The following is a 26,026-nucleotide window of genomic DNA, read 5'->3' as shown; positions in this document are numbered from 1 at the left end:
CTACTCCGCCGCCATGCGCCCCGTTCGGTCCAGCGCATAATCGCGCATGACGCGGACCAGCGTCGCCAGATTGGCGCGCAGTTCCTGGAACCCGGCATGGGGTTCCAGCGTCTCTTCATCCATGTAAAGCCGGCGGTCGATTTCCAGCTGCAAGGAGTTGCGGCCACGCGGCGGGCAGGAATAGCGGCGGACCAGTTCCACGCCCTTATAGGGATCGTTCAGGCGGACATTGTAGCCCATGCCGCGCAGGGTGCCCACGATCAGCCGGGTGAAACCCGCCTCCGACGTGGTGCCGTCGCGGTCGCCGATCACGAAATCGGGCGATTGCCGGTCCGGACCGATCACGAAGGACGGCATGGAATGGCAATTGATGTGATAGACGGCGCCGAACCGTCCATGCAGCGCGTCCAGACTTTCCGACAGAAGTTCGTGATAGGGGCGCCAGTAATTCTCAATCCGGTCCTGAACCGCACCGACCGGCAGGCGTCCGTCATACATGGGCACGCCGGGCCGACAGAGATGACGGACCAGCCCCATCCCCGCCACGCTTTTGGGCGACGGGTTCACGGGTTCCGGCCATTCGCCATCCAGCATGGCGGGATCGATATCGTCGGGCGCCCGGTTCACATCGATGTAGGAGCGGGGGAACAGAGCACAGATGAAGGTGGCCCCCATGTCGGGCACCATAGAGAACAGCTCATCCACATGCGTATCTTCCGCCTGGCGCAGCAGGGGGAACGGGCAGGTGAAATCGAAATCCGCCGGATAGCGGGTACCACTATGCGGGCTGTCGAACAGCAGCGGGACCGCGGGCCCGACCGGATCATGCCGGACGACCACATCATCGATCACCAAACTCATTCGGCCCCGTCTCCGGCTGCGGAAAATCAGCAATGAAGGGCCTGCGGAAATGAAACCGCCCTTTCATCGAATTGACTTGGAACCTATACCTTGGGGTCGGGGCCGGCGTCGATAGCACAGAAGACATGCCTGCCTTTGGGGGCGGAACGCCAACTACAGGAGATGGCGTGACGGACCACCCGATGGGGAGGGGCCATGGCGCGTATCGATCCCTTGTCACCCGATGATCTTCAGCCGCCGGATATCATACCCTGGCAGGTAGGCAATTCAGACATTCCCTTTGCCCATCATTTCGACAGCGGACGGCCCGGTCCACATGTCCTGATCAACGCCTTGATGCATGGCAATGAATATTCAGGCGCCATTGCGGGCATAAGGCTGCTGGAAGCGGGCATCCGCCCCACAAACGGATCGCTTTCCATCACCTTTGCCAATGTGGAAGCCTTTGCACAATTTGATCCACAGTTCCCGATCATGTCGCGTTATGTGGAAGAGGATATGAACCGCGTCTGGTCCCCCGCGTCCCTGGCCGAGGGGTGGCCCAGCCTGGAGCGGCGACGGGCGCGGGAATTGTGGCCGCTGTTCGCCCGGGCGGACCTGCTGCTGGACCTGCATTCGATGCAGGCCGACCGCATTCCCCTGATGCTGTGCGGCCCTTCCGCGCGCGGGCGAGATCTGGCGCGGCGGCTGGGGATGCCCGGCATCGTGGTGGCCGACCGTGGCCATGCCGGGGGCAGCCGCCTGATCGATCATCCGCGCTTCACGCAGGGCGATCAGGGACCTATCGCCCTGCTGGCCGAATGCGGGCAGCATTGGGACCCGGACAGCGCTGTGGTGGCGACACAGACGGCAGCGCGCTTCCTGCAGCTTTCAGGGATTGTGCCGGCATCTGCGCTGTCCCCATGGCTGCCATCCGTCGAGCCGGCGCCCGCCCGGCTTGTGGAGGTGACGGAAACCGTTACGGTAGGCAGTGATCGTTTCCGGTTCCGTAAGGAATATCAGGGCATGGATGTCATCCCCGCGGCCGGCACCCCCTTCGCCACGGATGGCGAGAAGGTGCTGCTCACCCCCTATGATGAATGCGTGATGATCATGCCGTCGCGCCACCCCGAACGCGGGCAGACCGCCGTTAGGCTAGGCCGATTCGCGATATGAGTGAACCCCACGAGACGGAACCGGCCTCAGCGCCACCCCGGCGCGCCCGCCGCTTCGACTGGCCCGCCTTTGCCACCGCCATGGTGCTGGGCACCACTGGCGGGGCGATCTGTTTCAAGCTGCACGTGCCGTTGGCCTTCATGATCGGGGCCATGCTGGCCACCACCATCGCCGCCTTGGGCGGTGTGCGGACCATGGTGCCGCCACGGCTGCGCGATGGGTTGGTGATCGTGCTGGGCATCATGCTGGGTGCCTCCTTCACCCCGAGCCTGCTGGGCCATCTGGGCGAATGGTCGGTCAGCCTGATCTTCATGGCTGTTTACATCATCATCGGTGCCGCCGCCGGTACCTTCTACCTGCGGCGCTTCGCCCGGTATGACCCGCCCACCGCCTATTTCACGGCCATGCCGGGCGGGTTCACGGAAATGGTGCTGATGGGCGGCGCATCCGGCGGGGATGACAGGTCCATCGCGCTGGGGCACAGCCTGCGGATCATGTTGGTCGTGATGACGGTGCCCTTCGCTTTCCAGGCCCTGCCAGGCTATGACCCGGCGGGCCGGGACTGGAGCCTGCATGGGCTGGGTCCCTGGCCCTGGGAACTGAGCCTGACCGATTACGCCATCATTGCGGCGTGCTTCATCGGCGCGCCGGTGGCGCAGAAGCTGGGCATCCCCGCCGGGATCCTGGTAGGTCCCATGCTGCTGTCAGCGGGGTTGCATCTGGCCGGCCTGACCGCCGTGAAGCCGCCGGGCCTGCTGGTCGCCGCCGCGCAGGTGGTAATCGGGGCGTCCATCGGCGGGCGGTTTCAGCGGGTGCCCCTGATGCGTATCGCCCGCACTGCCGGCATCGCGGCGGGGCTGACGCTGGTGCTGCTGCTGGTGACGCTGGCCCTGTCGCTGCTGGTCCATCTGCTGACGGGGCTGAATCTGGCGGGCCTGATCCTGGCCTATGCGCCCGGCGGCCTGGCGGAGATGAGTTTGGTGGCCCTGGCCCTGCATGTGGACGCGGCCTTTGTCGCCACACACCACATCATCCGCATCGTCCTGATCATCCTGTTCGCCCCCGCCGCCTATCACCTGTGGCGACGGTGGCAGGAGCGGCGGGCGACCGGCGTTTGAGGGAACAAATCACATGAACTGCGCCTGACGCAGCAGGCCGTAGAACTGCCGCAGCGCGTTGGCCTGTTCCTGCGGGGTAGCCAGCCCCTCGACGAACTTGCCATCGAAATTGGGCTGTCGCAAAAGGCCGACAATCTGGTCACGCACCATCCGACGGGCCTTGGGACTGGACAGAACGTCGTTGGCGGCGAACTGCATCAATCTGGTTGCGCGGATACGCAGCGAGGCGGACGGGTCGTCCAGCCGCTCGATCACCTTGGCCTGCAAGATATAGCTGGCAACCATCTCATCGATGCGGTCGGCCATCGCAGGCCGCACGTCGTCAGGCAGTTTGGCATTATTGATAGCGGTGTAGAGCGAGGCCATGGCCTGCATCTTGGGCTTCAGTGGCACCTGCAACCCGACCATGCCGTTCACGTCGCGCTCGACGGACAGACAGTTGCGCAGGCGCGCCACCACCGTATCCATCTCCCGCTGTCCAACATCCCCGCCGGCCAGTTCAGCCAGATACAGGGTTCGGTCGCGCCAGGCAGGCATCAGCCCCATCACACCTTCGATCGACATGCGCCGGCCTTCACCGCCGCCCTGTTCGATGAAGCGCAGATAGCCATTGGTGATGGCGTCCGCCATCCGCGAGCCACCGAACAGACCCGTCGGGGTCATCACGCGCGCCACCAGATTGGTGAAGCTGGTACGGTTGCGTTCTGGGTCGCGCGACAGAGGGGCCGTGCCGCGCAGACTACGCAGGAACGCTTCCAGCACGACCTGCCAGGTCTGCGGCGCATGACCCATGCCCAGCCACTGGCTCAACACCTTGGCGATGGGCGGCGCCATTTCGCGTTCGGTCGGCTCAAACTTGCCTTCCACCATATCCAGCATGCGGCCCAAGGCCGTGCCCAGGTCCGGCTGCCGGCCCAGCAGGTCCTGAATGACCGACTGGAAGCTACTGGCATCGGCCACCAGCGTGTCGATGATATGGATATGGGCGGCCTTGTTCTGGGCGGCGTCGCCGGCGCTTTCCAGCAGCCATTCCACCTTGCCCAGCAGATTACGGATCTGCACCAGATCGCGGCAGAGGATGACCTTGGACAGATAATCGGCCTCGGCCACATCGCCATTACACAGGGTCTCAACCTTGTCCAGGGCACCCCGGAACCCGTCCTGCTTTACACTGAAACTGGCGCGCTTCTGCGCTTCCTCGGCCTTGCCGCGCAGATCGGTCAGGCTGGAATAGATGATATCGCGGCGTTCGCGCACATCCTGGCCCGTCACCTTGCCCTGAATGGTGGCGACACGGCCCACGGCGGTAGGCACCAGATTTTCGAAATTGATGGCGCGCTTCATCTCCGCCGCGTTGTACAGCAGCTCGGATGCGGTCAGCGCCTTGTCTTCCAGATATTGCCGCAGCAGCTTGGAGATGGTTTGGCGGCTTTCCGCCTCCAGATAATCCTTGCTTTCGGTGCAAACGGGGCTGTCATCCACGGGCTGGACCGTAATGGTCTTGCCCTTGGCTTCCCGCATTTCGGAGAAGATGATGGTTTCCGTTGCGGGTTTCCCCGGAACACCCGCGAAGTCGCGGATGATGCGCACGCCGTCGCGGTTCGGCAACAGCTTGGTAGCCAGCGCCCGCGCTTCTTCCTCGGTCGCCAGACTCTCTTCAATGACCCAGTGATCGGCCTTGAAGGTCTGCACCTCGAAATTCAAACGGCGCCCAATGGCAGAACCCTTGCCGCCCCCGACAAGGCTCGTCATCCACATGACCCTCGGTCCCCATTTTGGAGTATGCATCGTCCCTTTGGGACAGGCGATACATACCACCGAACGGTGCTTCAGATAAACCTTGTATTAACCCATTTGTAGGGTTTTGCCAAAAGAAAGCCGTGGAGCACGGGGAGACGCGGGCAGTGTGATCACTTGGGCTTGCCTTTCTCCCAGGTCGGATTGGCGGCAAACAGGGGGACCGTGCTGATCGACATCTTGGCCGACGCGTCCTTCACCTGCCGGCTGTAAACGACATAGATCAGGGTGTCATTGGCCTTGTCATAGATGCGGCGGACCGCAATCGACTTGAAAACCAGGCTTTTGCGTTCGGAGAACACCTCCTCACCCCGCTTGGACAGATCAATATCGCCGATGCTGATGGCACCCGTCTGCCGGCAGGCCAGGGAGGCGTTGGACGGATCCTCGAACCAGTTGCCCTTGGACAGCCGGTCCCAGACGGACCGGTCGAAATCCACGATGTGACAGGTGATGCCCTTCACTTCCGGATCGGGGAAGGCGGTGATGTCCAGCTCGTTCCCGGTCCAGTCATTGCTGAACTCCCCCACGACCTCCTGCGCCGCAGCAGGCAGGGCCAGCACCAGGGGAAACAGCAGAGCAGCAAGGAAGCGACGCATGGCAAGGCTCCTGATAATCCGAAAAAGAGACCGATGGCCGGGAGGCTATGCCGGCTGGATGACTGGGGCAAGGGCGGGCTGGAAACGGCCCTTCCGCAAAATCGGTTAATGGTTGTATCCGATCACTTGCGCTCGCCTTTACCCCATCCCACATGCGATGTTGGGGACATGGGTTCAAGGGGGAAACCAGAATATGGAACTGGCGATTTTCGCGGGCGTGGTGGCCCTGTTCGGCGTCCTGCTGGCCTTTGCCGGCATCAAGACAGTCCCGCAAGGTAAAGAATACACGATCGAACGGTTCGGGCGTTACACGCACACCCTGCGCCCCGGCCTGCATTTCATTGTGCCCTTCGTCGACAGCATCGGCGCAAAGATGAACATGATGGAGATCGTGCTGGACGTACCCAGCCAGGAGGTCATCACCAAGGATAATGCCATGGTGAAGGTCGACGGCGTCGTCTTCTATCAGGTACTGGATGCCGCCAAGGCCGCCTATGAGGTGAGCCAGCTTGAGATTGCCATCTTGAACCTGACCATGACCAATATCCGCACCGTCATGGGCTCCATGGATCTGGATGAGTTGCTGTCCCAGCGCGACCGCATCAATGCCCAGTTGCTGCATGTGGTGGACGAGGCGACGCAGCCCTGGGGCATCAAGGTCACCCGCATCGAAATCCGCGACATCCAGCCGCCGCGTGATCTGGTGGACAGCATGGCCCGTCAGATGAAGGCGGAACGCGACCGCCGCGCCCTGATCTTGGAAGCCGAAGGGGCGCGCCAATCCGCCATCCTGAAGGCAGAGGGTCAGAAGCAGGCCGCCATCCTGGAGGCCGAGGGCCGCCGTGAGGCCGCCTTCCGCGATGCCGAAGCGCGTGAGCGTGAGGCCGAGGCGGAGGCCGCCGCGACCCGCATGGTGTCCGACGCGATTGCGGGCGGCAATGTCCAGGCCATCAATTACTTTGTGGCCCAACAATACCTGACCACCTTCAAGGAATTCGCACACAGCCCGAACCAGAAGGTCTTTTTCATGCCCATGGAGGCGACCGGCATCATCAGTTCGCTGGGCGGTCTGGCCGAACTGGCGAAGGATGCGTTCAAGGGCGATGGCGGCAACGGCCCCACAATCCCACCGGCATCCAAACCGCCCCGCAAGCCCGCGGCGGCGGCCCTGCCCGCCACCGACGGAACCAACGCCGAACAGGTTGCCGCCATCAAAGCCGCGCAGCAGCAGCCGTCGCCCTGGGGCGACAGTAGCGGCACCTGAAAAATCTGACCGGATTGAAGGAGGAAGCGATGGAAGGGTTTCGCGTTCTCTACTGGTACTGGTGGTGCCTGGCGCTGGTCCTGGCGGCACTGGAAATGTTCATTCCGGGGGCAGCATTGCTGTGGATCGGCGGGGCCGCGGGCGTTGTTGGCGTGGTCGCGCTGGTCTTCGATATCGGGCTGGTTGCAGAACTGGTGCTGTTTGGCGTGCTGGCGATGCTCGCTTGGTTCCTGTCACGCCTGTTGGCGCGGCGAGACCCTGACGATACACAGTCGGGCACCCTGAACCGCCGAGGGGAGCAATATCTGGGACAGGTCCTGACGCTGGAGGAAGCGATCGTGAACGGCTATGGCCGGGCCCGGGTCGCCGACGGCATCTGGCGCGTCGCAGGCGCCACCGATATGCCACAGGGCAGCCGCGTGCGGGTCACGGGCGTTGATGGTGCCATCTTGCGGGTAGAAGGCACATAAGGAAACACGGCTTGGGTGTCATTCTGTTTCTCTTGGGCGCAGGATGACACCCGAATGCCCGTAAGATATTGCACCGGAAGATTTCTCAGGTTTCCAGCACCCCCACCAAAGGTATGTATTCATCCCGTTGGCAATTGGATATTCACTGAATATTTTATGGTTAATGATTAACGAAGAATTCATTAATTGATATGATCAACTATCCCTCTGCACATCTGACAAAATAATCATCTTGCCCCATGATGTTGCAATGGATTGCAAGATGATGGGCAGGGTTCAGATGCAACGGGTACATTACCTCCGTGCAGGCGACGACACCGTCTCGGCCATGGCGCCGCAGGCCCCTGTCGCCCTGCGCGACCCGTTGACGGGATTGCTGAACAAACACGGCTTCATCCGCGAGGGAAACCGCCTGCTACCCATGATGGTGCTGGCCGGAGAACATCCGCATGTCGTCTTCATCGAATTGAACAATTACGAAGGTATCGTCTCCCGCATGGAATATGAGGAGGCGCTGGAACTGCTAAACGCCATGCGGCGGCGCCTGGAACTGGCCTTTGGTGACGATGTCCTGCTGGCACGTCTGGACAGTGAGCGTTTCGTGGCCCTGTTGCCTGATGCGGGGGACAGTCTGGAGGCCCTGAACCGGACGCTGGAAACACCGGTGGTCATTAGCGGCCATGCCTATCATCTGTCCATCACTTGCGGCGTCGCTTCCTATCCCGAAGCCGCCGACGATATGCATATGCTGGTAGTGGCCGCTCGCATTGCGCGGCGGGACGCTGCCAATGCGGGCAGGTCGGTCAGCGTCTTCGCCAGCGACCTGCGCAAGCGTCTGGCACGAAGCCGCGCCATTGAGGATGGGTTGTGGGCCAGCCGGGCCGGCGCCGGCATCTCGCTGCTTTATCAGCCCAAGGTCGAAATCCATTCTGGCCGCGTGACGGGGGTGGAGGCGCTGATGCGCTGGTCCCATCCGGAGTTGGGTGCCATCTCACCAGCCGAGTTCATACCGGTAGCCGAACGGACCCGCACCATCAATCCGCTGGGCGAATGGCTGATCCGGGAATCGCTGCGCCAGCAGGCGGATTGGCGGCGGGATGGCATGGACCTTTCCATGGCCATCAATATCTCGCCGGTACAGTTGCTGGTGGAACCCAGCCACGCCTCTGTTCTGGAAATCCTGGTCGATGAATGTGCGCGTCTGGACCTGGACCGCCGGAAGGTGGAACTGGAGATCACCGAAGGCATGCTGACAGACGAGCGTGCCATGGTACAAGTACGCCGGTTGGCCGATGCGGGCTTTTCCATTGGTATTGACGATTTCGGGCGGGACCATTCGGCCCTGTCCCTGCTGGTGGAAAGCCCGGCTAATACGTTGAAGATCGACAAGAGCTTCGTGGACAATGTCCTGCGCAACCCGCGTCAGGCGACGATCATCCGTTTCATCACCGAACTGGCCCATGATCTGGGCATGCGCACGGTGGTGGAAGGGATTGAGCATATCCGCCAGTTGGTGGCGGTCGCCGGGGCCGGCTGTGACTATGGCCAGGGCTATTTCTATTACCGTCCCATGTGCGCGGGCCGGATTCTGGATCTGCGCCAGGCAGCATAAATGTCGCTCCGGCGGAACCTTGGAAACCTGACCATCTGGACAAATGGCTTAACCATAAAGTTATAGTAATCTTGATCATGCCGAACCGACGGGGTTCAGAAATGATCCAAGGTCTTGATATGATGCCGGAAATGCTGGCGAGCTGCCCCTGCGCCTATCAGGCGCCGGCGCTGCTGCACGATCCGCTGACCGGAATGCTGAACAAGCATGGGTTCGTGACAGAAGGTAATCGCCTGCTAAAGACCCTGTCAGCCGGCGGCGGTAACGCCATCTTGATCTATATGGAATTGAACGATTATGACGGGTTGATTTCACGCCTGGGCTATGATGCTGCCTTGATCCTGCTGGCGACGATCCGTGACCGGATGACATTAGCCTTCGGTCAGAATGCGCTGCTGGCCCGGTTCGACAGTGAACGGTTCGCGGCCCTGCTGCCTGATGCCAACGCGGAGGTGGAGGGCATCATCCGCCTGTTGGAGGCGCCATTGCGGGTGGGCAACACCACATGCCACCTGTCCTTGTCCTGTGGTGTGGCCAGCTTCATCGACGCTGCCGACAATATGGACATGCTGGTCATGGCGGCCCGCTCCGCCCGGCGAGAGGCACAGCGCAGCAGCCGGCAGATCGGCTGGTATGCTGATGATCTTCGCCGCAAACTGGCGCGGCAGCGGGCGTTGGAAGACGGCCTCTGGTTTGCACGTGGCGGGTCCGGTATGTCGCTTGTGTACCAGCCGAAGATCGACATACGGGCAGGAGAGGTATTTGGGGTGGAAGCGCTGCTGCGCTGGCGCCACCCTGAATTCGGTTCTGTATCACCGGCGGAATTCATACCACTGGCCGAACGCAACCAGACCATCGTTCCAATCGGCGAATGGCTGATGCGGGAAGCGCTGCGCCAGAAGCACCTATGGCGGCAACAGGGGCGGAGCATCCATTTGTCCATCAACGTCTCCCCGCTTCAGCTTCAGCCAGATAATTGCGCCCCTTCCGTCCTGGAAATTCTGACTGAGGAATGCCGGCGCCTGGGCCTTGACCGGGATAAGCTGGAGCTGGAAATCACAGAGGGACTGTTGAGCAACGAAGCGGTGATGGCCCAGGTCAAAGCTATTGCCTCAGAAGGTTTCGGCATCGCTATTGATGATTTCGGTCGTGACCATTCTGCCCTATCGTTGCTGGTCAATTGCCCCGCCACGACCCTGAAGATCGACAAGAGTTTCGTCGATAATGTTGTGGAGAATGAACGGCAGCTAGCCGTCGTTCAGTTCATTGTCGACCTGGCTGGCAAACTGGGAATGCGGACCGTGGTAGAGGGCGTTGAGCATCTGGTGCAACTGGTGGCGCTGGCCGATGCAGGATGCGATTACGGCCAGGGATACTTCTACTACCGCCCCCTGACAGCACAGCAGGTCCTGGACCTCCGCCACAAGCATTGATGGTTGGATCGGCCCCGGATAGACGTATTAGGCCAAAGTTCAGGTGCCTGTTTCTTTCGGCTGCATGCAACCGCGTGCCATTGTGCATTCGCACATGGTTTGCGATGATCGCGCGGAACCATTTACCCGCCATTACGATCATCCGACCGGAGCGCCCCTTTCGATCATGGCCAGCAGCGCCGACCTTGACGAGAAGCCCGCCCCGCCGCCGCCCCGCCGTGGGGCGGAGATGATGGTCCCATCGTCGCCCGTCGATCTGGGCGGACGGTGCGAGATCATGCCTGGCACAGCCCTGCCGGCACTCGATTCGGCGGGCGGCCCCGCCTTTGCGGCGCGGATGAGCCGGGACCGCAAGACGGAAGTCTTTGCCATCGTCACCGACCGGTCCGTGCCGGCCCGCATCGACATGATGGCCACCTACCGCGCCATTGAAAATCCGGCGGTATTGCGCCTGATGGACTGGGGCACGGTGGATTGGACGCCGGAGGGCAAGAAGCGTTTCGTCCTGATCTATGAACGACCCGGTGGGCGCCGGGTCATGCAGGATATGGGCGAGACGCGCGAACCCATATCTGACGACACGATCAGCCGTTCGCTGATGCCGACGCTGCTGTTCGCGCTGCGGGAAATGAATGCGCGCGGCATGACCTGTGGTGCCATCAGGCCCACCAACCTGTTCCAGAAGGACCCCGCCTCCCCCACCGTCACCATCGGCGACTGCCTGTCGACACCCGTTGGCTATGGCCAACCGTTGCTGGTGGAGACCATTGAACGCGGGATGGCGCAGCCGGCGGGGCGCGGCCCCGGCACCGTTGCCGATGATCTCTACGCGCTGGGCGTCACGCTGCTGGTGCTCTATCTGGGCCGCAACCCGCTGGCCGATCTGGATGATGAAAGCATCCTGAAGCTGAAGATGGACAAGGGCACCTATCCGGCCCTGACCAGCCAGGTACGCCTGCCGCAAAGCCTGGTGGAGCCGCTGCGCGGCCTGATGATCGATGATCCCAAGCAGCGCTGGTCCGTCTCCGACCTGGACCTCTGGCTGCAAGGCCGGCGCATGTCGCCCAAGCAGCCGCAGGTGCCGCGCCGTGGTGCTCGGCCTTTTGAGTTCCAGGGCGAGGACCTGATGCATTGCCGGGCGCTGGCCCGGTCGCTGACCCGGCACAGTGCCGCCGCCGCCGCCCTGATCGAACGCGGCGATGTGGAGAAATGGGTGCGCAGGTCGGTGGGGGATGAGGCGCGGGCCGAGGCCATGCAGACCGCCATCGCCTCTGCCGGGGCTGGCGGACGCGGCGCCAGCCAGGAGGATAAGCTGGTCACGCGCGTCTCCATCGCACTGGACCCGCCATCGCCCATCCGCTATCGCGGCATCTCGGTCCTGCCCGACGGTCTGGGCACGGCGCTGGCGGAGGCCATCTGGCAGAATGGCGGTGTACAGCCTTTCGCCGAATTCGTGCTGGCACAGTTCCCTCATTTCTGGGTGAACTGCCAGGCCGACTTCCGGCCTGAATATGTGCCCATGGTCCAGGCCTATGATGGCTACCGCGCCCTGTTGGAACATGTCGGTATGGGGTTCGGGATCGAACGCATCGTCTATGAGCTATGCCCCTCCTGCCCCTGCCTGTCGCCGCAGCTGCGCGACCATTATGTGTTGAGCCCGGCGGAGCTGCTGTCCGCCCTGGACCAGATCGCCCTGAAGCCGAACCGGGGGCGCGACCCGGTGGACCGGCATGTGCTGGGCTATATCACCACGCATCACAAGAAGTTGAATGACCGGCTGCTGGTGCCTTTGTCGAACCCGCATGATCCGGCGCGGCGTATGATCGCCATGATCACGGTGCTGGCCGATGTGCAGAACCGGTTCGGTCCTGCCCGTCTGCCCAACCTATGCGGCTGGCTGGTCTCGCTGATGGATCCGGTCTTCAAGCGCTTCAAGAACCGGGAGACGCGCGACCGCATGAAGGCGGAAGTGACCAACGTCGCGCGCGACGGGGTTCTGGATGCCATTGTCCGCATCGTCGATAATGTCGATGCCATCCGCGCCGACGACAAGGGCTTCCTGGCCGCGATGCGGCAGTATGAAGGTCTGACACGACAGATCGAAAAACTGAAATCCACAGCCAATGACAAGGCGGCCCTGGCAGATGGCACTGGGAGACAGATCGCCGCCGTGGTCACCGCCATCGTTGCCGGCATGACCATGATCGGCACGGTCCTGTACATGCTGAGGCTGGCATGAGCACGTCTCTTGGCAAACGCCCGCCCAAGCGGCGCAGCGGCGGCGGCGGCGCACTGTTGCTGTTGCTGTTGCTGGCCCCCGCGGGCCTGATGATGATGCCGACCAGTGTGCTGGTTCTGGCGGGGCTGGCGCCCACCTTCGTCGCCTACCTGATCGACCGTGATCCGGAGAAATCGGCGGCTATGACGGTCGGTGCCATGAACCTGTGCGGCATTGCGCCCTTCGTCGTCCGGCTGTGGCAGCGCGGGCATGAAATGGCCGTCACGCTGCGGATGCTGGCCGATCCTGGCACCTGGCTGATCATGTTCGGCGCGGCGGCCATCGGCTGGCTGATGTACTTCTTCATCCCCCAGATCGTCGCCGCGATCATGAGTCTGCGCAGCCAGGCGAAGATCAAGGAACTGGAGGAACGGCGCAGCCTGCTGATTGCCGATTGGGGAACGGAGATCATGGGCAAGGGTGATGACAAGCCGGAACCGGCGGGCCTGATCGACGACCCGCGAGATTGACCATGCCCGGTACCTGAATTGGTGTAATCTGGCCCAAGTAAGCCCCATAAGATCGCGGCAATGCCCATACCCAAGCATGCCTTCCTTCTGACGGTCGCGGGCCGAATTCTGGCCCTGCTGCTCTGCACCCTGTTCTGGGTATCGCCGGTTCTCGCCCAGGCGGCAGGCGAAGGCCTGCTGACACCCGTAAGACTACAGCTCAAATGGACACACCAGTTCCAGGGGGCGGGATTCTATATCGCGCTGGAGAAGGGATATTACCGGGAGGCCGGCCTGGATGTCCGCATCCTGGAAGGGGGCCCGACAATGGACGCGGCCCAGCGCGTCACCAATGGCGAGGCCGATTTCGGCGTGGGCAGCGCCGGCTTGCTGGTGGAACGGGTGAAGGGCCGGCCTGTGGTGGCCATGGCCGTCCTGTTACAGCATTCGCCCTTTGTCCTGCTGACCCGTACCGATATAGGTCCACCGCATGTCCATGCCCTGCCCGGTCACCGGCTGATGCTGGAAACCCATGCGGAGGAACTGCTGGCCTATTTGGCGGTCGAACGCGTTCCAAAGGACAAGCTGACGGTACTGCCGCATAGCGGGTCTGTGGAGGCGCTGATCAAGGGGGAGGTCGATGCCATCACAGCCTACACGACCAGCGAACCCTATGATCTGCGCGTGGCCGGTATCCCCTATCAGGTATTTTCCCCGCGCGCAGCGGGCATCGATTTCTATGGCGACACCATCTTCACCTCCGAACGCATGGTGCGGGAGAACCCCGCCGTGGTGGAGGCCTTCCGCCGGGCCAGCCTGCGCGGCTGGCGGGAAGCCCTGTCAAACCCGGATGCCGCCATCGACCTGATCCTGCGCACCTATGCACCCGGCCTGGAACGGCAGCGCCTGCTGTTCGAGGCGGATGAGATGGCGCGTCTGATGATGGCCGACATGGTGGAGGTCGGCTATATGCATGAGGGGCGCTGGCGGCATATCGCGCAGGGTTTCGCGGCGGCAGGGCTGGTGCCCGGCGATGTCGATCTGCGCGGCTTTCTTTATATCCCCGATCATCAACCCGACCTGACCTGGTTTTATGCGGCCTTTGCCGCGCTGGCCTGTATCACCCTGGCCGTCAGTCTTGTCACCGCGCGTTTCAGGAAGCTGAACCAGCGCCTGCAGGCGGAGGTGGCGGAACGGACGCGGCTGGAGGCGCATTTTCGGGAACTGGCCACCGTGGATGCCCTGACCGGCCTGCCCAATCGCCGCGCCTTTCTGGACAAGGCGCAGGCCGAACTGGCGCGTTCCCGGCTGACCGGCACCCCCTTGTCGCTGCTGATGCTGGATATCGACCATTTCAAATCGATCAATGACCGGTTCGGCCATGCCGCCGGCGATGCCAGCCTGATCGCCTTCCGCAGCGCCTGTCGGCAGGCGCTGCGCGACCAGGATGTGATGGGCCGTATCGGTGGGGAGGAGTTTGCCGTCCTGCTGGGCGATACGGGGATCGCGGGTGCCTTGGCCGCCGCAGAACGGCTGCGCGCCTCGGTTGAGGGGATGGGAACGGACGTGGTGGACCCCTGCCTGCTAACCGTCAGCGTCGGCGTCGCCATGCTGACCGAGGGCGAAGGGCTGGATCAACTGCTCAACCGTGCTGACCGCGCCCTCTACACCGCCAAGATGGAAGGCCGAAACCGCGTGGTCATGGGCTAACTCACACCCCCACCGGCGCCACCCCTATGAAATGGCCCGCATCCAATGCGGGCATGGGCCGGCCATAGAGATAGCCCTGCAAGAAGCCGCAGCCCAGGCGTGACAGCTCGTCCGCCTGTTCGTCCGTCTCCACCCCTTCGGCCACAACCTCCAGCGCCAACTGCTGTGCCAGGGCCAGCATGGTGCGCAGGATGGTGCGGCTTTCGAACCGGTCAATCATGCTGGACACGAAGGCGCGGTCCACCTTCAGGAAGTCGAACGGCAAGGTCTGCAGGTAGGACAGGTTGGAATAGCCGGTACCGAAATCATCCATGCAGAGCCGGATGCCCAGGTCACGCAGGCCCGTCAGGATTTCCGCCGCATGCGCCGGATCGCCAATGATGGTGCTTTCGGTAACCTCCAGCTTCAGCAGGGTCGGGTCTACGCCGCTGTCAGCGATGACCTTGCGCACATTGTCCAGGAACCCAGGCTCCGACAATTGGGCGGCGGAGATATTGACGGAGACCCAGACGGGACGGCCCGCGCGCCGGGTCCATTCGGCCGTCTGGACCGCGGCCTCCCGCATCACCCAGGTGCCGATGGGCACGATCAGGCCTGTCTCCTCCGCCGTCGGGATGAAAGCGGCAGGAATGACGATCCCGCGTGACGGGTGGTTCCAGCGCACCAGCGCCTCAAAGGCCACCACCTCCCGCGTCGCGGCATCGACGATGGGCTGGTAATAAAGCTCGAACTGCCCCTGCTTCAGGGCAGTACCCAATTCCATGGTCAGGCCCAAGCGCCCGCCTTCCTCCCGGTCGGCACCGATCACCACCTCCTGCAGGCGGCCATAGGCACGTTTGGAGGCCTGCATGCTCTCCTCCGCACGGGCCAGCAATTCTTCCCCATGCCGCCCGCCGCAATTGCACCAGGCAAGCCCGGGGGAGGACATGGGATGCACCTCCCGGCCCGCCAGGATCGCCGGTTCGCTGACCGCCGTCACCACGGCCTGCACCATGTCGCGGGCGGCAGACAGGATGGGCGCACCCGGCAGCAGCAGGGCAAACTGATCCGCCCCCGTCCGTCCACAGATGGCGCCAGGGCCGGCGGCAGCCGTAATGCGGTTAGCCGTCTTGACCAGCAGCCGGTCACCGGCCGCCACGCCCAGTTCCTGGTTGATATCGCGGAAATGGCGCAGGTCGATAATGCCGACGGCCACGGCATCGGCCTTGCCCGCCTGCATTTGCGCCAACCGCCCCTCGATAGCCTGGATGAAGCCAAGGCGGTTTAAAAGGCCGGTGGCACGGTCATGGGTGCGATCCTGGGACAGTTGCGCCACCAGCCGGGAATTTTCCAGGCTGACGGCGACGGTGCGTGCAAACAGCGACAAGGTCCCCACATCGGGATACCGGCCCGGCGGCAGACGCGACAGGTGCAGCACGATGGCGGCCTCACCGGACAGGGCGCTGGACAGCGCGAACCAGCCGCTCCCCCGCTCCGGTGCGCCAGAGGCGAGGGCCTCTGCCACCTGCTGACCGATCTCGGCCGGCACCAGATGCGAAAGGAAGCCCGGCGTCATGGCCAGCCCCCCCTCTCCAATTCCGGCCAGCAGACGCGGTTCTCCCGCCGTGCCGTCAGGCAGCCGGTCGCAGCGGACCAGAAGCACACCCGCCCCCTGCCCCGCCACAGCGGCAAGCGCTTCTACAGCGGCATGGGCCAGCCGTTCGGGATCATGTTCACCAAAAAGCCGGGCCGTGGCATCCAGCACATGGGTCAGGCCGGCCCGGTGATCATCCAGTTCACGGATCTGCTCATAGGCGCGCAGGGCCGTATAGACAGAGGTCCAAAGACGGCGCGCTGTTAGTTCATCCTTGGCACGGTAATCATTAATGTCATACCGCTCCACCACCTCACGCTCCGGCGCCTGTCCCGGCTGGCCTGTGCGCAGAATGATGCGGACATCGTGGTTTCCCATCTCCTCCCGCACGGTCCGGACCAAACGCAGGCCCGAATCCTCCGCCTCCATCACCACATCCAGCAGGATAAGGGCGATATCGGGATAGACCGCCAGCATCTGGCGCGCGTCCGCCGCCGAATAGGCCGAAAGAAACAGCAGCTTGCGGCCTGCATGGGCCATGTCACGCAGGGCAAGGCGCGTGACGGAATGAACCGACGGATCGTCATCCACGATCAGGACCAGCCATGGCGGCAGCGACGGGGTTACCGGCACCGGTGCCGGTTCCGCCGCAAAGTCCAGCAGGTCATCCGCCATTACGCTCGCCCCCCGATCGGCCTGACGACCGTCCCTGTCCTCTTTGGCCGCCTGATTCCGCCCCGGAGTGGCTGCCTTCTTTTCATCAAGATCATTGAATCAATGCAATTAACTTACGCTAACCATCATGCAGCGGCAAGCATGGCGCAGGGGCGACCTTCCGCCAACGCCGGGTCCGAACGCTAGCGGAAGGCGTTCCATCCGTGCCATTCTGCCGCCCATTCCTGCCCGCCCTGCCGCGTGTGCCGTATCCATGGAAACTTTGATCAACACGCTTTTGGCTGTTGCCGGCCTGCTGGGGCTGGTCAGCCTGCTGCCGCCGCTGGCCAAGCGCCTGGGCCTGCCCTACACGGTGGTGCTGGCCGCCCTGGGGGTGGGCATCGGGCTGCTGCTGCATTTGGGCGGCGGGGTGGAACAGGGGGTGACCGGCCCCGTCACGGCCTTCATCAATGCCGTTGGCGAGGTGGAACTGACCTCCGCCGCCTTCCTGTATATTTTCCTACCGATCCTTCTGTTTGAAACAGCGCTGGGCGTGGATGTCCGGCGTATGCTGGATGATCTGGGGCCAATCCTGCTGCTGGCCATCGTGGCCGTCCTGGTCTGTACGTTGGTCGCCGGCCTGGCCATGTGGTGGGTCTGGGGCGTGTGGCACGGTATGCCGACGCAAAAGGCGCTTATCGTGTGCCTCCTGCTGGCCAGCATCATCGCCACTACTGACCCCGCCGCCGTGGTCAGTATCTTCCGCGACCTGGGTGCGCCGCGCCGCCTGACCATCCTGGTCGAGGGTGAAAGCCTGTTCAACGACGCCGCCGCCATCGTGCTGTTCACCCTGCTGCTGGGCATCCTGACCCAGGGCGGGGAGCCCGATCTGGTCGCCGCCGCATCCGACTTCGTGTTCAAGTTCGTGGGCGGGGTGGCCGTCGGCTGGCTGCTGGGCTGGCTGACGGCGCTGGTGGTCACTCCACTGCGCAACCAGACCCTGTCGGAGATCACGCTGACGGTGGCTTTAGCCTATCTCTCCTTCATCCTGGGCGAACATTATCTGCATGTATCGGGCGTCGTGGCCGTGGTCGTGGCCGGCCTCGTCATGGCGTCTGCCGGGCGCACCCGTATCAGCCCCGAAAGCTGGTCCGGCCTGGAACAGGTATGGAGCCAGTTAGGCTTCTGGGCCAATTCCCTCATCTTCCTGTTCGCCTCCATGCTGGTGCCCCCCACCATGATGGAGGCGAAATGGAGCCATATCGCCCTGCTGGTTGCCCTGATCGTGGCCGCCCTGGTGGCACGCGCCCTGGTGATTTTTGGCATCCTACCGGCCCTGCACTGGATCGGTGCATCGGATCATATCAGCAACCGCTACCGCATTGTCATGACCTGGGGTGGGCTGCGCGGTGCGGTATCGCTGGCCCTTGCACTGGCGGTGACGGAGCATCAGTCGCTACCCGACTATATTCAGGAACATGTGGCCGTTGTGGTGACGGGTTTCGTGCTGTTCACCCTGTTTGTCCAGGGCACGACGCTGCGCCCTTTGATCCGCCTGCTGCGGTTGGATCGTCTGTCTCCCGTGGAACTGGCGCTGCGCAACCGGGCAGTCGGCCTGTCACTCTCCAATGTACGGCGCGATCTGGAAGAGGTGGCCGAACAGTTCGGCCTGGACGTCGCGCACGCGGTGGATCCGCTGCTGGAACGCGGTGCCGAATTGGCGCAAGAGCAGTTGGATCTGGAAAGCCAATATGGCCCGCTATCGCTGGATGACCGGGTGTTTATCGGCCTATCCACCCTGGCCCGGTATGAGGAACAGCGCTACCTCTCCTACTTCCGCGACGGTGTGATCTCCCGCCTGTCGGTACAAACCTTGGCCGCCGCCGCCGGACGCCTTCAGGACGCCCTGAAAACCGGTGGTGCCACAGCCTATGAAAAGGCGGCAGGCAAACAGCTGAAGGCCGGACGAGCACTGCGCACTGCCTTGTGGCTGCATCGTCGGTTCGGGTGGGAACGGCCTGTGTCGGCGCGGCTGACTGAGCGTTATGCCATGCTCACGGCCCTGCGGTTCTGCCTTCAGGAACTGAACCAGTTTGCCAACGACCGGCTTGTTCCTATGCTGGGCAAACAAGCCGCAGAAGGGGTCCGCGCCCGCCTGACCGGTCGTGTGAAGGTGGTGGAAGAGGCGTTGGACGCCATCCGTCTGCAATATCCGGCCTATCTGGATGCAGTACAGGCTCAATACCTGATCCGCGCCGGCCTGCGCATGGAGGAACGCTCTACCCAGTCGCTGTTCGAGGAAGCGCTGATCAGCCGGGAAATCCTGAACGATCTGGAGCGTGACCTGCGGGAACGCTGGCAGGAGGTCAGCAGCCCGCCCAAGCTTGACCTGGGGCTGGCCACGCATGAGTTGATCAGCCGCGTGCCGCTGTTCACCGGCCTGCCACCGGACCGGTTGCTGCGGATCGAACGGTTGTTGCGCCCCCGGCTTTATTTTCCGGGGGAGACCATCGTCCGCAAGGGAGAACGCGGCGACACGGTCTATTTCGTGTCATCGGGGGCCGTGGCGGTGCATGTGCCAGGGCTGGATACACCGATCCGTCTGGGCAGCGGCGATTTCTTTGGGGAGATCGCCCTGGTTCTGGACCAGCCGCGCAATGCCGATGTCACGGCCATCGCCTACTGTCAGCTTCTCCTGCTGGACAAGCGGGAATTCAACCGCCTTTACAGCAGCGACCCGGACATGAAGACCCATATCGATCAGGCGATTGAAAAGCGGCTGTCAGCGTAAATCACACCCGCCGCGCTACCACCACGATCTTGGCGGCGCCGACATCGAACGGCGTCCCCTGGAAATCACCATCCACGCGGATCGGGTTGAACCCGGTAAGGCGCAACATCAGTTCCAGTTCGAACCGGAACAGGGGCCGCCAGTCGAAATGGTAATGGGTGCGGCGGACGGCGCCGCCGGGCACCACCTCATCATACCAGCCGTAATTGCGCTGCACCTCCCGTTCATCCAGGGTGCCGACCAGAGCGAACTTCGTATAGAGATTGCCGGTGCGTCGGTTCACCCGGCTGTAGCTGACCTCCGGCGCCTGGGTGGCGCCCAGCGGCATGACCAGCGGGTTCACCACATCCAGCGCCAGAATGCCACCCGGTGCCAAGTGATCGCGCACCTTTTCCAGAGCGATGATCTGTGCCTCAAAATCGGCTAGCAGCATCAGGATATTGAAGCCCATGATGACCAAGTCATGGTCCTTCACCGGCATGTCTAGTTGCAGCAGGTCCCCCTGCGCAGCCGTCACCCGCGCCGTGACCTCCGGTCCTTCGCGCTCCAGCCGGCGGGCAAGCCCCGCCAGCATTGTGGGGGATGCGTCCAGCCCTGCAACCGAGAAACCTTCCCGCGCCAGCGGTATCGACAGCCGGCCGGTGCCGCAGGCCAGTTCCAGCAGTTTGGGCGCCCGGCCCAGCAGGGCGGCCAGTTCGTTGGCCAGACCAAGATAATGCGGCACGTCATGCAAAATGCCCTGCCGCAGGGCAGAGGCGTGCAGCGACGGGTCCGCCGCCAGATCCTCCGGCCAGGGGTAGTCGCTGTCGTAATAGAGATAACTGCCGTCGCTGTCGGGCACATGCGGGTTCATGCGGCGGCGTATCCTTGCTGTCGAGTGGGCGGACAGCCTATCCGATCCCCCGCCGCGCCGGAAGTCATCACCCCGCCCGGCCCGTGCGCAGGGACAAGGCCCAGCCGTCGGCACCACGGGAAGCCGCCAGATCGGCAGCGGCATCCCAGTCATAAGCAACCTCCACCATGGTCACCGCCCAGGTACCGCGCGCCCGGTCCAACAGGCAATAACGGGCGTGCGGGCTGCCCATCTCATTGCGGTGGGGGAACCGGAAATCATCTAGGTAGGCCTGCAAGCCCACCGAACCGGGATTGACCACCAGCCGCCCGTCGGGCAGGCGCACCCCGCGTTGAACATGGGAATGGCCGCACAGGATAACCGGCGCCTGGATGTCCCCGGCCCGCTCGGCAACCAGGGCGACAGCGGCGGGGCGACTGCCCCAGTCGCCCAATTCCTCAAGGAAATAGATCAGGTCTGAAGCGGGCGTGCCATGGCAGAGCCAGACCTCGCCGCCCGCCATCTCCCGCTGTGCCGGTAGGCTGGTCAGCCAGTCCCGGTGCGCCGGCGTCAGCGCCTCATGCGCCAGCCGATCCGACATGCCCATCTTTGCAACAGGCAGTTCCAGCAACTGGCGTTCATGATTGCCGGCGATATGCAGGATGTCGCGGCTCCTCATCAGGTCGGCGGTTTCGGCGGGGTACAGGGGGCCTGACAGCTTGTCGCCCAGATCCACCACCTGATCCACGCCCTGCCGGTCAATATCGGCCAGGACGGCAGTCAGAGCGCCCAGATTGCCGTGAACATCGGAAATGACGGCGATACGCATGCTGTCTTTTCTCCTCCCTATTGTCAGGGCGGCATGGTGACAGCGATGTCGGAGGCCGCAAAGCACACCTTTGTCAGGAGGACAAGAGAGCCGCTTCAGCCGCGCAGGGGCCGGAAGAAACGCAACATGTTCTGCAACTCACTGCGCAGCGCCTCATCCTCCCGCAAACGGGATTGCAGGGCCACATCACGCTTGGCCAGGAACACAACATGTTCCTTGGGCGGCAATTGTCGATAGGAGGGTTTCGGCGCGATGGTCCCGTCATCCTGAATGGTGGACATGAAGAAGCAGGCACGCATGAATTTAGAAAACAGCTTGCTGCCACTATCCCCCGGCTCGCGGGCCAGGATGGCGAAAATGTAGTAGGCGCGGAAGAAATAGTAGCTGTTGTAGATACGCTGGACAGTCGCGAACTGCTCCCCCGGCGTGCTGGTCTTGGCCAGCATCTGCTGTTCTTTGAAGCCCGCGAAGAAATGCGTGGTCGCTTCCTTGGTGAAGCTCAGGGGCCGTTCGCGGTTGGCGCTGACCCGCTTGCGATATTCCAGCAGGGCGCGACCGATCAGCGTATGCATGATCCGCCGCTCCGCCTCCAACTCACCGGGCATCGCCATCAGGAACTCGATGGCGGACATCATCTGCAACGGATGAGAGACAGAGGCCCGCTTACCCCGGCCTTTGGACAGAAGCGAGGATTGCAGCCAGTCGATCACCTCATGCGCCTGCCAGCGCAAGCGGACGACGGTGGGAACAGAGGTCAGGCCGGATGATTGCAGAAACAGGCGCAGATGATCGCGCCAGCCCTTCTGCGGCAACCTGACAATCTCGACATCGGTCAGTTTAAGTGGCGAACCCAGCACATCCGGGTCGGGCGGCTGCGGCCTGAAATCAAGGCTGCGCCCGTAGACGACCCCCCTCAACTTGCTCTCCTGTGCCGGCGCCATCGCCTTGGTTGCCCCAATTGAAGGTGAGCAGATCCTTGCCCTGACCCGCGCCACCAACAGCATTAACATACGGTTATTATCACTAATCCGTTAGCAATACATCTTTTTCCTAAAAGTCAGAATGCAGGGTTCCCCGGCACCGTTCGTATCAGGATTGAACAAGGGCGATATGGCGCCTGAAACGCCCCTGTTCCCCGCCGCAGGAAATCGCGGCGGCCCCATTCCCAAACGGAGTTTCAGGATATGACCATGACCCACCGCACCTTTGCCGCCCTGGCCGTTTCGGCCCTGCTGGCCACCCCGCTGACCGCCTTTGCCCAGCAGATGGGCCCCGCCGACGGCCCCCGTGGACCGGGCCGGGCAGAGATGCTGGCCAAGTATGACACCAACAAGGATGGCAAGCTGGACGATACCGAGCGCGCTGCCATCAAGGCTGACCGTTTCAAGGCGCTGGATAAGGATGGCGACGGCAAGGTAAAGCGGGCTGACTTCCCCGCCGCAGTCGAAGCTGCCCGTGAAAAGGCCCGCCAGGACCATGAACTGGCAATGTTCGATAAGATGGACACCGACAAGGACGGCACCGTGACCGCTGCCGAATTCGCGGCCTTCAAGCCGGCGCGTGATGACGACCATCGCGGCCATAAGCGCGACGGCAAGTAACGGCAAGTCCCGCTATGACGATGACGGCCAGCCTGTCGAGACGTAGAGTGGTGGGGACGGATGCGCCGCCCCCCGATGGGACCGGCGCATTGGCGCGCGGCAGGCAGGACGTTATTTTGGATGATGCGGGCGAACCGGACGAGGCGTTGGTGACAAAGGTCGCGGCGGGCGACCGGCGGGCCTATGGTCTGCTGGTCGACCGCCATCTGGACCGCACGGTCACCATCGCCCGCCGTATCCTGAACAATCAGGCCGATGCCGAGGATGTGGCACAGGAGGCGTTCCTGCGGCTTTGGCGCCATGCGGACCGGTTCGATCCGACGGCGGCGCGGTTCGGCACCTGGTTCTACCGGATCACGACAAACCTGTGCCTGGACCAGACGCGCCGGACCCCCATGGCACCGCTGGAGGCGGCGGGCGATCCCGTTGATCCCGGCATGGACCAGGAACGGTCCCTGTCGGACCAGCGCACAAGACAGGCTGTAGCCGCCGCCGTCGCCGATCTGCCAGACCGGCTGCGGGCCGCCGTGACGCTGACATATGATGGCGGCCTGTCGAATGCGGAGGCCGCCAAGGCGCTGGATGTCAGCGTCAAGGCCCTGGAAAGCCTGCTGGTCCGCGCGCGCCGCGCGTTGCGGGAAAAGCTGGCAGGATGGGGCACATGATGAATATCTCTTGTGAACGGACCGGCCAAAGGTGGCTGCCATGACGAAACGCGAATTCCTTGATCTTCTGGACCGGTACGGGGCCGACCCGTCACGCTGGCCCGCCACACTGCGCCTTGCCGCCGACCGGGCGCTGACGGCGGACGCGGACCTGCGCGACCTGCTGGCCGCAGAACAGGTTCTGGAGGCGGCGCTGGCCGATCTGCCTGTGACGGGCGCCAGCCCCGATCTGCGCCGGACCATCCTGGATATCCCGCTGGATCATCCGCGTACCGTCGCGGCTCCATCGCTGGCACACCTGCTTCTGGCCGGCTGGCGACGCTGGACCGCCGGCATGGCGACAGTGACGGCGGCGGGCGTGATTGGCTTTGTGCTGGGTTACGGTCAGCTGGTGACCCTGCCCACGGCGACGGCGGGCGAACAGGTGGTGGGGGAGGATCTGGTCTCCATGCTGGGAGATACCCCCTACCTTGATGCCGCCGATGCGGAGAATGTGGAATGAAACGCTCGACCCTGATCCTGTCCGTCCTGCTGGTACTGTCTGCCGCCGGCAATCTGGCCGTGCTGGGCATCTTTGCCGGACATTGGCTGCGCGGCGGGAGCGCTGGTGGTGGCCCGCCCAGCAGCGTGGAACGGCTGATGGGACTGGTGCCGGAGCCGCTGCGCCCGGAAATTGATCAGGCCATGCGCCCGAAGGATGAGGAAGTGAAGGCGCAGATGGAGGCGTTTCGCGCCGCCCGCCGCGCCGTGACCGAAACGCTGCGCCAGCGCCCCTTCGATGCCGCCGCCGCTGAGGCAGCCCTGGCCGACCTTCGCCAAGTCACAGGCCGGGCGCAGGAACGTCTGCACCGTACGATTGTTGAGCGGATGGCGGCGGCCCAGGCTGCCGGCACTCTGCCCCCACCGCCCCAGCGCGGGGGCAAGGGCAAGCCGGACAAGGATGGGCCGCACCATCCGCCGCCGCCGCCACCGGGGAACTGATTACCCACTCCTGTCAGGAGGATTGACCATGGTGATGACCACCGCGCCAGGAACCCTGGCCGCGCATGCCTTGTCGCGTTTCGGCTTTGGTGCCGGACCGGGTGACCTGGACAGGGTTAAATCCGATCCGCGCGGCTGGGTCGAAAGCCAGCTCACACCACGCCCCCTTCCTGCCATCGTTGCAGACCATCAAGGCTCTGCCCCGCGTGTCGCCGACATGGCCGCCGCGCGCAAGGCCAAAGGCGAAGTGGAGGAGATGGCGAAGAAGCGTGGGCGCGAGCAGTACCGCGCCGATATCGCGATCCGCACACGACTGGCCGCCGGCAGCGATGCCCCCTTGCAGGAGCGGCTGGTACAGTTCTGGTCGAACCATTTCACGGTATCGACCCAACGCCCGGTGATCGCGCCCCTGGGGCTGGCCTATGAGAATGAGGCCATCCGCCCTCATATCCTGGGTAATTTCCGCGACATGGCGCGGGCCGCCATCCTGCATCCGGCCATGCTGATCTATCTGGACAATGCCCAGTCGATCGGGCCGGACAGCAAGGCCGGGCAGAAACGCGACAAGGGCCTGAACGAGAATCTGGGGCGGGAGGCGCTGGAACTGCACCTGCTGGGTGTCGATGGCGGCTACCATCAGGATGATGTGCGCGCCATGGCCCTGGTCCTGACGGGCTGGACCCTGGATGAAGAACGCGGCACCGCCACCTTCGCCCCGCGCCGGCATCAGCCGGGGGAGAAGGTCCTACTGGGTCAGCGCATCCCGGAAAGCGGGATCGCAGAGGCCGCCGCCGCCATCGACATGCTGTGCGCCCACCCGGCCACCGCCAACCATGTGGCGCAAAGGCTGGCCCGGCATTTCATCGCCGATAATCCGCCGCCCGCCGCCGTCACCGCGCTGGCCAAGGCCTTCCGCGATAGCCGGGGCGATCTGGCCCATGTCACGGCAACGCTGGTGAAGATGGATGCCGCCTGGGCGCAGCCGCTGGCCAAGATGCGCAGCCCCAATGATTTCATCACTGCCACCTTGCGCGCCAGTGCGGCGGAGATACCGGACGACCGGATCGTCAATGCGATGAACCTGCTGGGCCAGATGCCCTTTGCCGCCCCCTCACCCGCCGGCTGGCCCGACAAGGCCGCCGACTGGACCGGACCGGACGCCATCCTGCGCCGGATCGACTGGTCGCTGGCCTTCGGGCAGCGGGTCGGCGCGAAGCTGGATGCAAGAAGCTTTATCGATACGGCGCTGGGCGATCTGGCGGATGACGGCCTGCGCCAGGCCGTGGCCCGCGCACCAAGCCCGGCAGAGGCGCTGGGCCTGGTTCTGTCTTCCCCCGCCTTTCAACGGAGGTGA

22 protein-coding genes are annotated in these 26,026 nt (G+C 63.6%); 15 read left to right on the top strand and 7 right to left on the bottom strand.

Features of this window, described 5'->3' with window-relative positions:
* Positions 1-861, bottom strand: a complete 861-nt coding sequence (locus C0V82_RS00435; RefSeq protein WP_102110652.1) for an N-formylglutamate amidohydrolase — start codon at positions 859-861, stop codon at positions 1-3.
* A 195-nt stretch (positions 862-1,056) separates the two neighbouring features.
* Between C0V82_RS00435 and C0V82_RS00430 the strand changes: the two genes are divergently transcribed.
* The gene (locus tag C0V82_RS00430) at positions 1,057-2,016 is read left to right on the top strand and encodes a M14 family metallopeptidase (protein ID WP_102110651.1); all 960 of its coding nucleotides are present in this window, start codon (positions 1,057-1,059) and stop codon (positions 2,014-2,016) included.
* On the top strand, positions 2,013-3,134 hold the full coding sequence (locus tag C0V82_RS00425) for an AbrB family transcriptional regulator (protein WP_102110650.1): 1,122 nt from the start codon (positions 2,013-2,015) through the stop codon (positions 3,132-3,134). The genes C0V82_RS00430 and C0V82_RS00425 overlap by 4 nt, the downstream gene beginning before the upstream one ends.
* Before the next feature lie 9 nt (positions 3,135-3,143).
* Here the strand turns inward: C0V82_RS00425 and C0V82_RS00420 are convergent, their stop codons facing one another.
* Both C0V82_RS00420 and C0V82_RS00415 read right to left on the bottom strand, forming a co-directional pair.
* Entirely contained in the window at positions 3,144-4,886 is a 1,743-nt protein-coding gene (locus tag C0V82_RS00420) for a hypothetical protein (protein ID WP_102113136.1), read from the bottom strand.
* 158 nt (positions 4,887-5,044) lie between these two features.
* Positions 5,045-5,530 (bottom strand): CreA family protein, encoded by a 486-nt coding sequence (locus C0V82_RS00415; RefSeq protein WP_102110649.1) that lies wholly within the window; start codon positions 5,528-5,530, stop codon positions 5,045-5,047.
* Between the two features lie 193 nt (positions 5,531-5,723).
* On the opposite strand from C0V82_RS00415, the gene C0V82_RS00410 reads away from it, so the two are divergent.
* The 7 genes from C0V82_RS00410 (at position 5,724) to C0V82_RS00380 (ending at position 14,746) form a co-directional block, all read left to right on the top strand.
* A complete protein-coding gene (locus C0V82_RS00410; RefSeq protein ID WP_102110648.1) occupies positions 5,724-6,794 on the top strand; it encodes an SPFH domain-containing protein in 1,071 nt (356 codons plus the stop codon).
* Between the two features lie 29 nt (positions 6,795-6,823).
* Complete coding sequence (locus tag C0V82_RS00405; protein ID WP_102110647.1) at positions 6,824-7,264, top strand: NfeD family protein; 441 nt, start codon at positions 6,824-6,826, stop codon at positions 7,262-7,264.
* Between the two features lie 262 nt (positions 7,265-7,526).
* On the top strand, positions 7,527-8,876 hold the full coding sequence (locus C0V82_RS00400; RefSeq protein ID WP_158659628.1) for a putative bifunctional diguanylate cyclase/phosphodiesterase: 1,350 nt from the start codon (positions 7,527-7,529) through the stop codon (positions 8,874-8,876).
* A 101-nt stretch (positions 8,877-8,977) separates the two neighbouring features.
* On the top strand, positions 8,978-10,309 hold the full coding sequence (locus C0V82_RS00395; protein ID WP_158659627.1) for a putative bifunctional diguanylate cyclase/phosphodiesterase: 1,332 nt from the start codon (positions 8,978-8,980) through the stop codon (positions 10,307-10,309).
* A gap of 166 nt (positions 10,310-10,475) precedes the next feature.
* A complete protein-coding gene (locus C0V82_RS00390; RefSeq protein WP_245924112.1) occupies positions 10,476-12,548 on the top strand; it encodes a protein kinase family protein in 2,073 nt (690 codons plus the stop codon).
* Complete coding sequence (locus tag C0V82_RS00385) at positions 12,545-13,057, top strand: hypothetical protein (protein ID WP_102110644.1); 513 nt, start codon at positions 12,545-12,547, stop codon at positions 13,055-13,057. The genes C0V82_RS00390 and C0V82_RS00385 overlap by 4 nt, the downstream gene beginning before the upstream one ends.
* A gap of 60 nt (positions 13,058-13,117) precedes the next feature.
* A complete protein-coding gene (locus C0V82_RS00380; RefSeq protein ID WP_102110643.1) occupies positions 13,118-14,746 on the top strand; it encodes a GGDEF domain-containing protein in 1,629 nt (542 codons plus the stop codon).
* A gap of 1 nt (position 14,747) precedes the next feature.
* Here the strand turns inward: C0V82_RS00380 and C0V82_RS00375 are convergent, their stop codons facing one another.
* On the bottom strand, positions 14,748-16,994 hold the full coding sequence (locus tag C0V82_RS00375; RefSeq protein WP_102110642.1) for a GGDEF/EAL domain-containing response regulator: 2,247 nt from the start codon (positions 16,992-16,994) through the stop codon (positions 14,748-14,750).
* Between the two features lie 253 nt (positions 16,995-17,247).
* On the opposite strand from C0V82_RS00375, the gene C0V82_RS00370 reads away from it, so the two are divergent.
* The gene (locus C0V82_RS00370; protein WP_102110641.1) at positions 17,248-19,764 is read left to right on the top strand and encodes a cation:proton antiporter; all 2,517 of its coding nucleotides are present in this window, start codon (positions 17,248-17,250) and stop codon (positions 19,762-19,764) included.
* A 1-nt stretch (position 19,765) separates the two neighbouring features.
* Here the strand turns inward: C0V82_RS00370 and C0V82_RS00365 are convergent, their stop codons facing one another.
* From C0V82_RS00365 to C0V82_RS00355, 3 genes are all read right to left on the bottom strand, one after another.
* Positions 19,766-20,617: a class I SAM-dependent methyltransferase gene (locus tag C0V82_RS00365; RefSeq protein ID WP_158659626.1), complete on the bottom strand. Its 852-nt coding sequence runs from the start codon at positions 20,615-20,617 to the stop codon at positions 19,766-19,768.
* Between the two features lie 67 nt (positions 20,618-20,684).
* Positions 20,685-21,425: a metallophosphoesterase family protein gene (locus C0V82_RS00360; RefSeq protein ID WP_102110639.1), complete on the bottom strand. Its 741-nt coding sequence runs from the start codon at positions 21,423-21,425 to the stop codon at positions 20,685-20,687.
* Positions 21,426-21,520: 95 nt separating this feature from the next.
* Positions 21,521-22,342 carry a hypothetical protein gene (locus C0V82_RS00355; RefSeq protein ID WP_158659625.1) on the bottom strand — a complete coding sequence of 274 codons (822 nt, stop codon included), beginning with the start codon at positions 22,340-22,342 and terminating at the stop codon, positions 21,521-21,523.
* Between the two features lie 273 nt (positions 22,343-22,615).
* Here C0V82_RS00355 and C0V82_RS00350 point away from each other — a divergent pair, with 273 nt between their 5' ends.
* Genes C0V82_RS00350 through C0V82_RS00330 form a run of 5 tightly spaced genes read left to right on the top strand, consistent with a single transcriptional unit; the run spans position 22,616 to position 26,026 of the window.
* Positions 22,616-23,026 carry an EF-hand domain-containing protein gene (locus C0V82_RS00350; RefSeq protein WP_158659624.1) on the top strand — a complete coding sequence of 137 codons (411 nt, stop codon included), beginning with the start codon at positions 22,616-22,618 and terminating at the stop codon, positions 23,024-23,026.
* A gap of 14 nt (positions 23,027-23,040) precedes the next feature.
* Entirely contained in the window at positions 23,041-23,691 is a 651-nt protein-coding gene (locus C0V82_RS00345) for an RNA polymerase sigma factor (protein ID WP_245924111.1), read from the top strand.
* A gap of 40 nt (positions 23,692-23,731) precedes the next feature.
* Positions 23,732-24,193: a hypothetical protein gene (locus tag C0V82_RS00340; protein ID WP_102110636.1), complete on the top strand. Its 462-nt coding sequence runs from the start codon at positions 23,732-23,734 to the stop codon at positions 24,191-24,193.
* A complete protein-coding gene (locus tag C0V82_RS00335) occupies positions 24,190-24,672 on the top strand; it encodes a periplasmic heavy metal sensor (RefSeq protein WP_102110635.1) in 483 nt (160 codons plus the stop codon). The genes C0V82_RS00340 and C0V82_RS00335 overlap by 4 nt, the downstream gene beginning before the upstream one ends.
* 28 nt (positions 24,673-24,700) lie before the next feature.
* The gene (locus C0V82_RS00330; protein WP_158659623.1) at positions 24,701-26,026 is read left to right on the top strand and encodes a DUF1800 domain-containing protein; all 1,326 of its coding nucleotides are present in this window, start codon (positions 24,701-24,703) and stop codon (positions 26,024-26,026) included.

Source organism: Niveispirillum cyanobacteriorum, from assembly GCF_002868735.1.
Taxonomy (GTDB): Bacteria; Pseudomonadota; Alphaproteobacteria; order Azospirillales; family Azospirillaceae; genus Niveispirillum; species Niveispirillum cyanobacteriorum.
The sequence above is the reverse complement of the archived record's forward strand: the minus strand, read 5'-3'. Positions and strand labels throughout refer to the sequence as shown.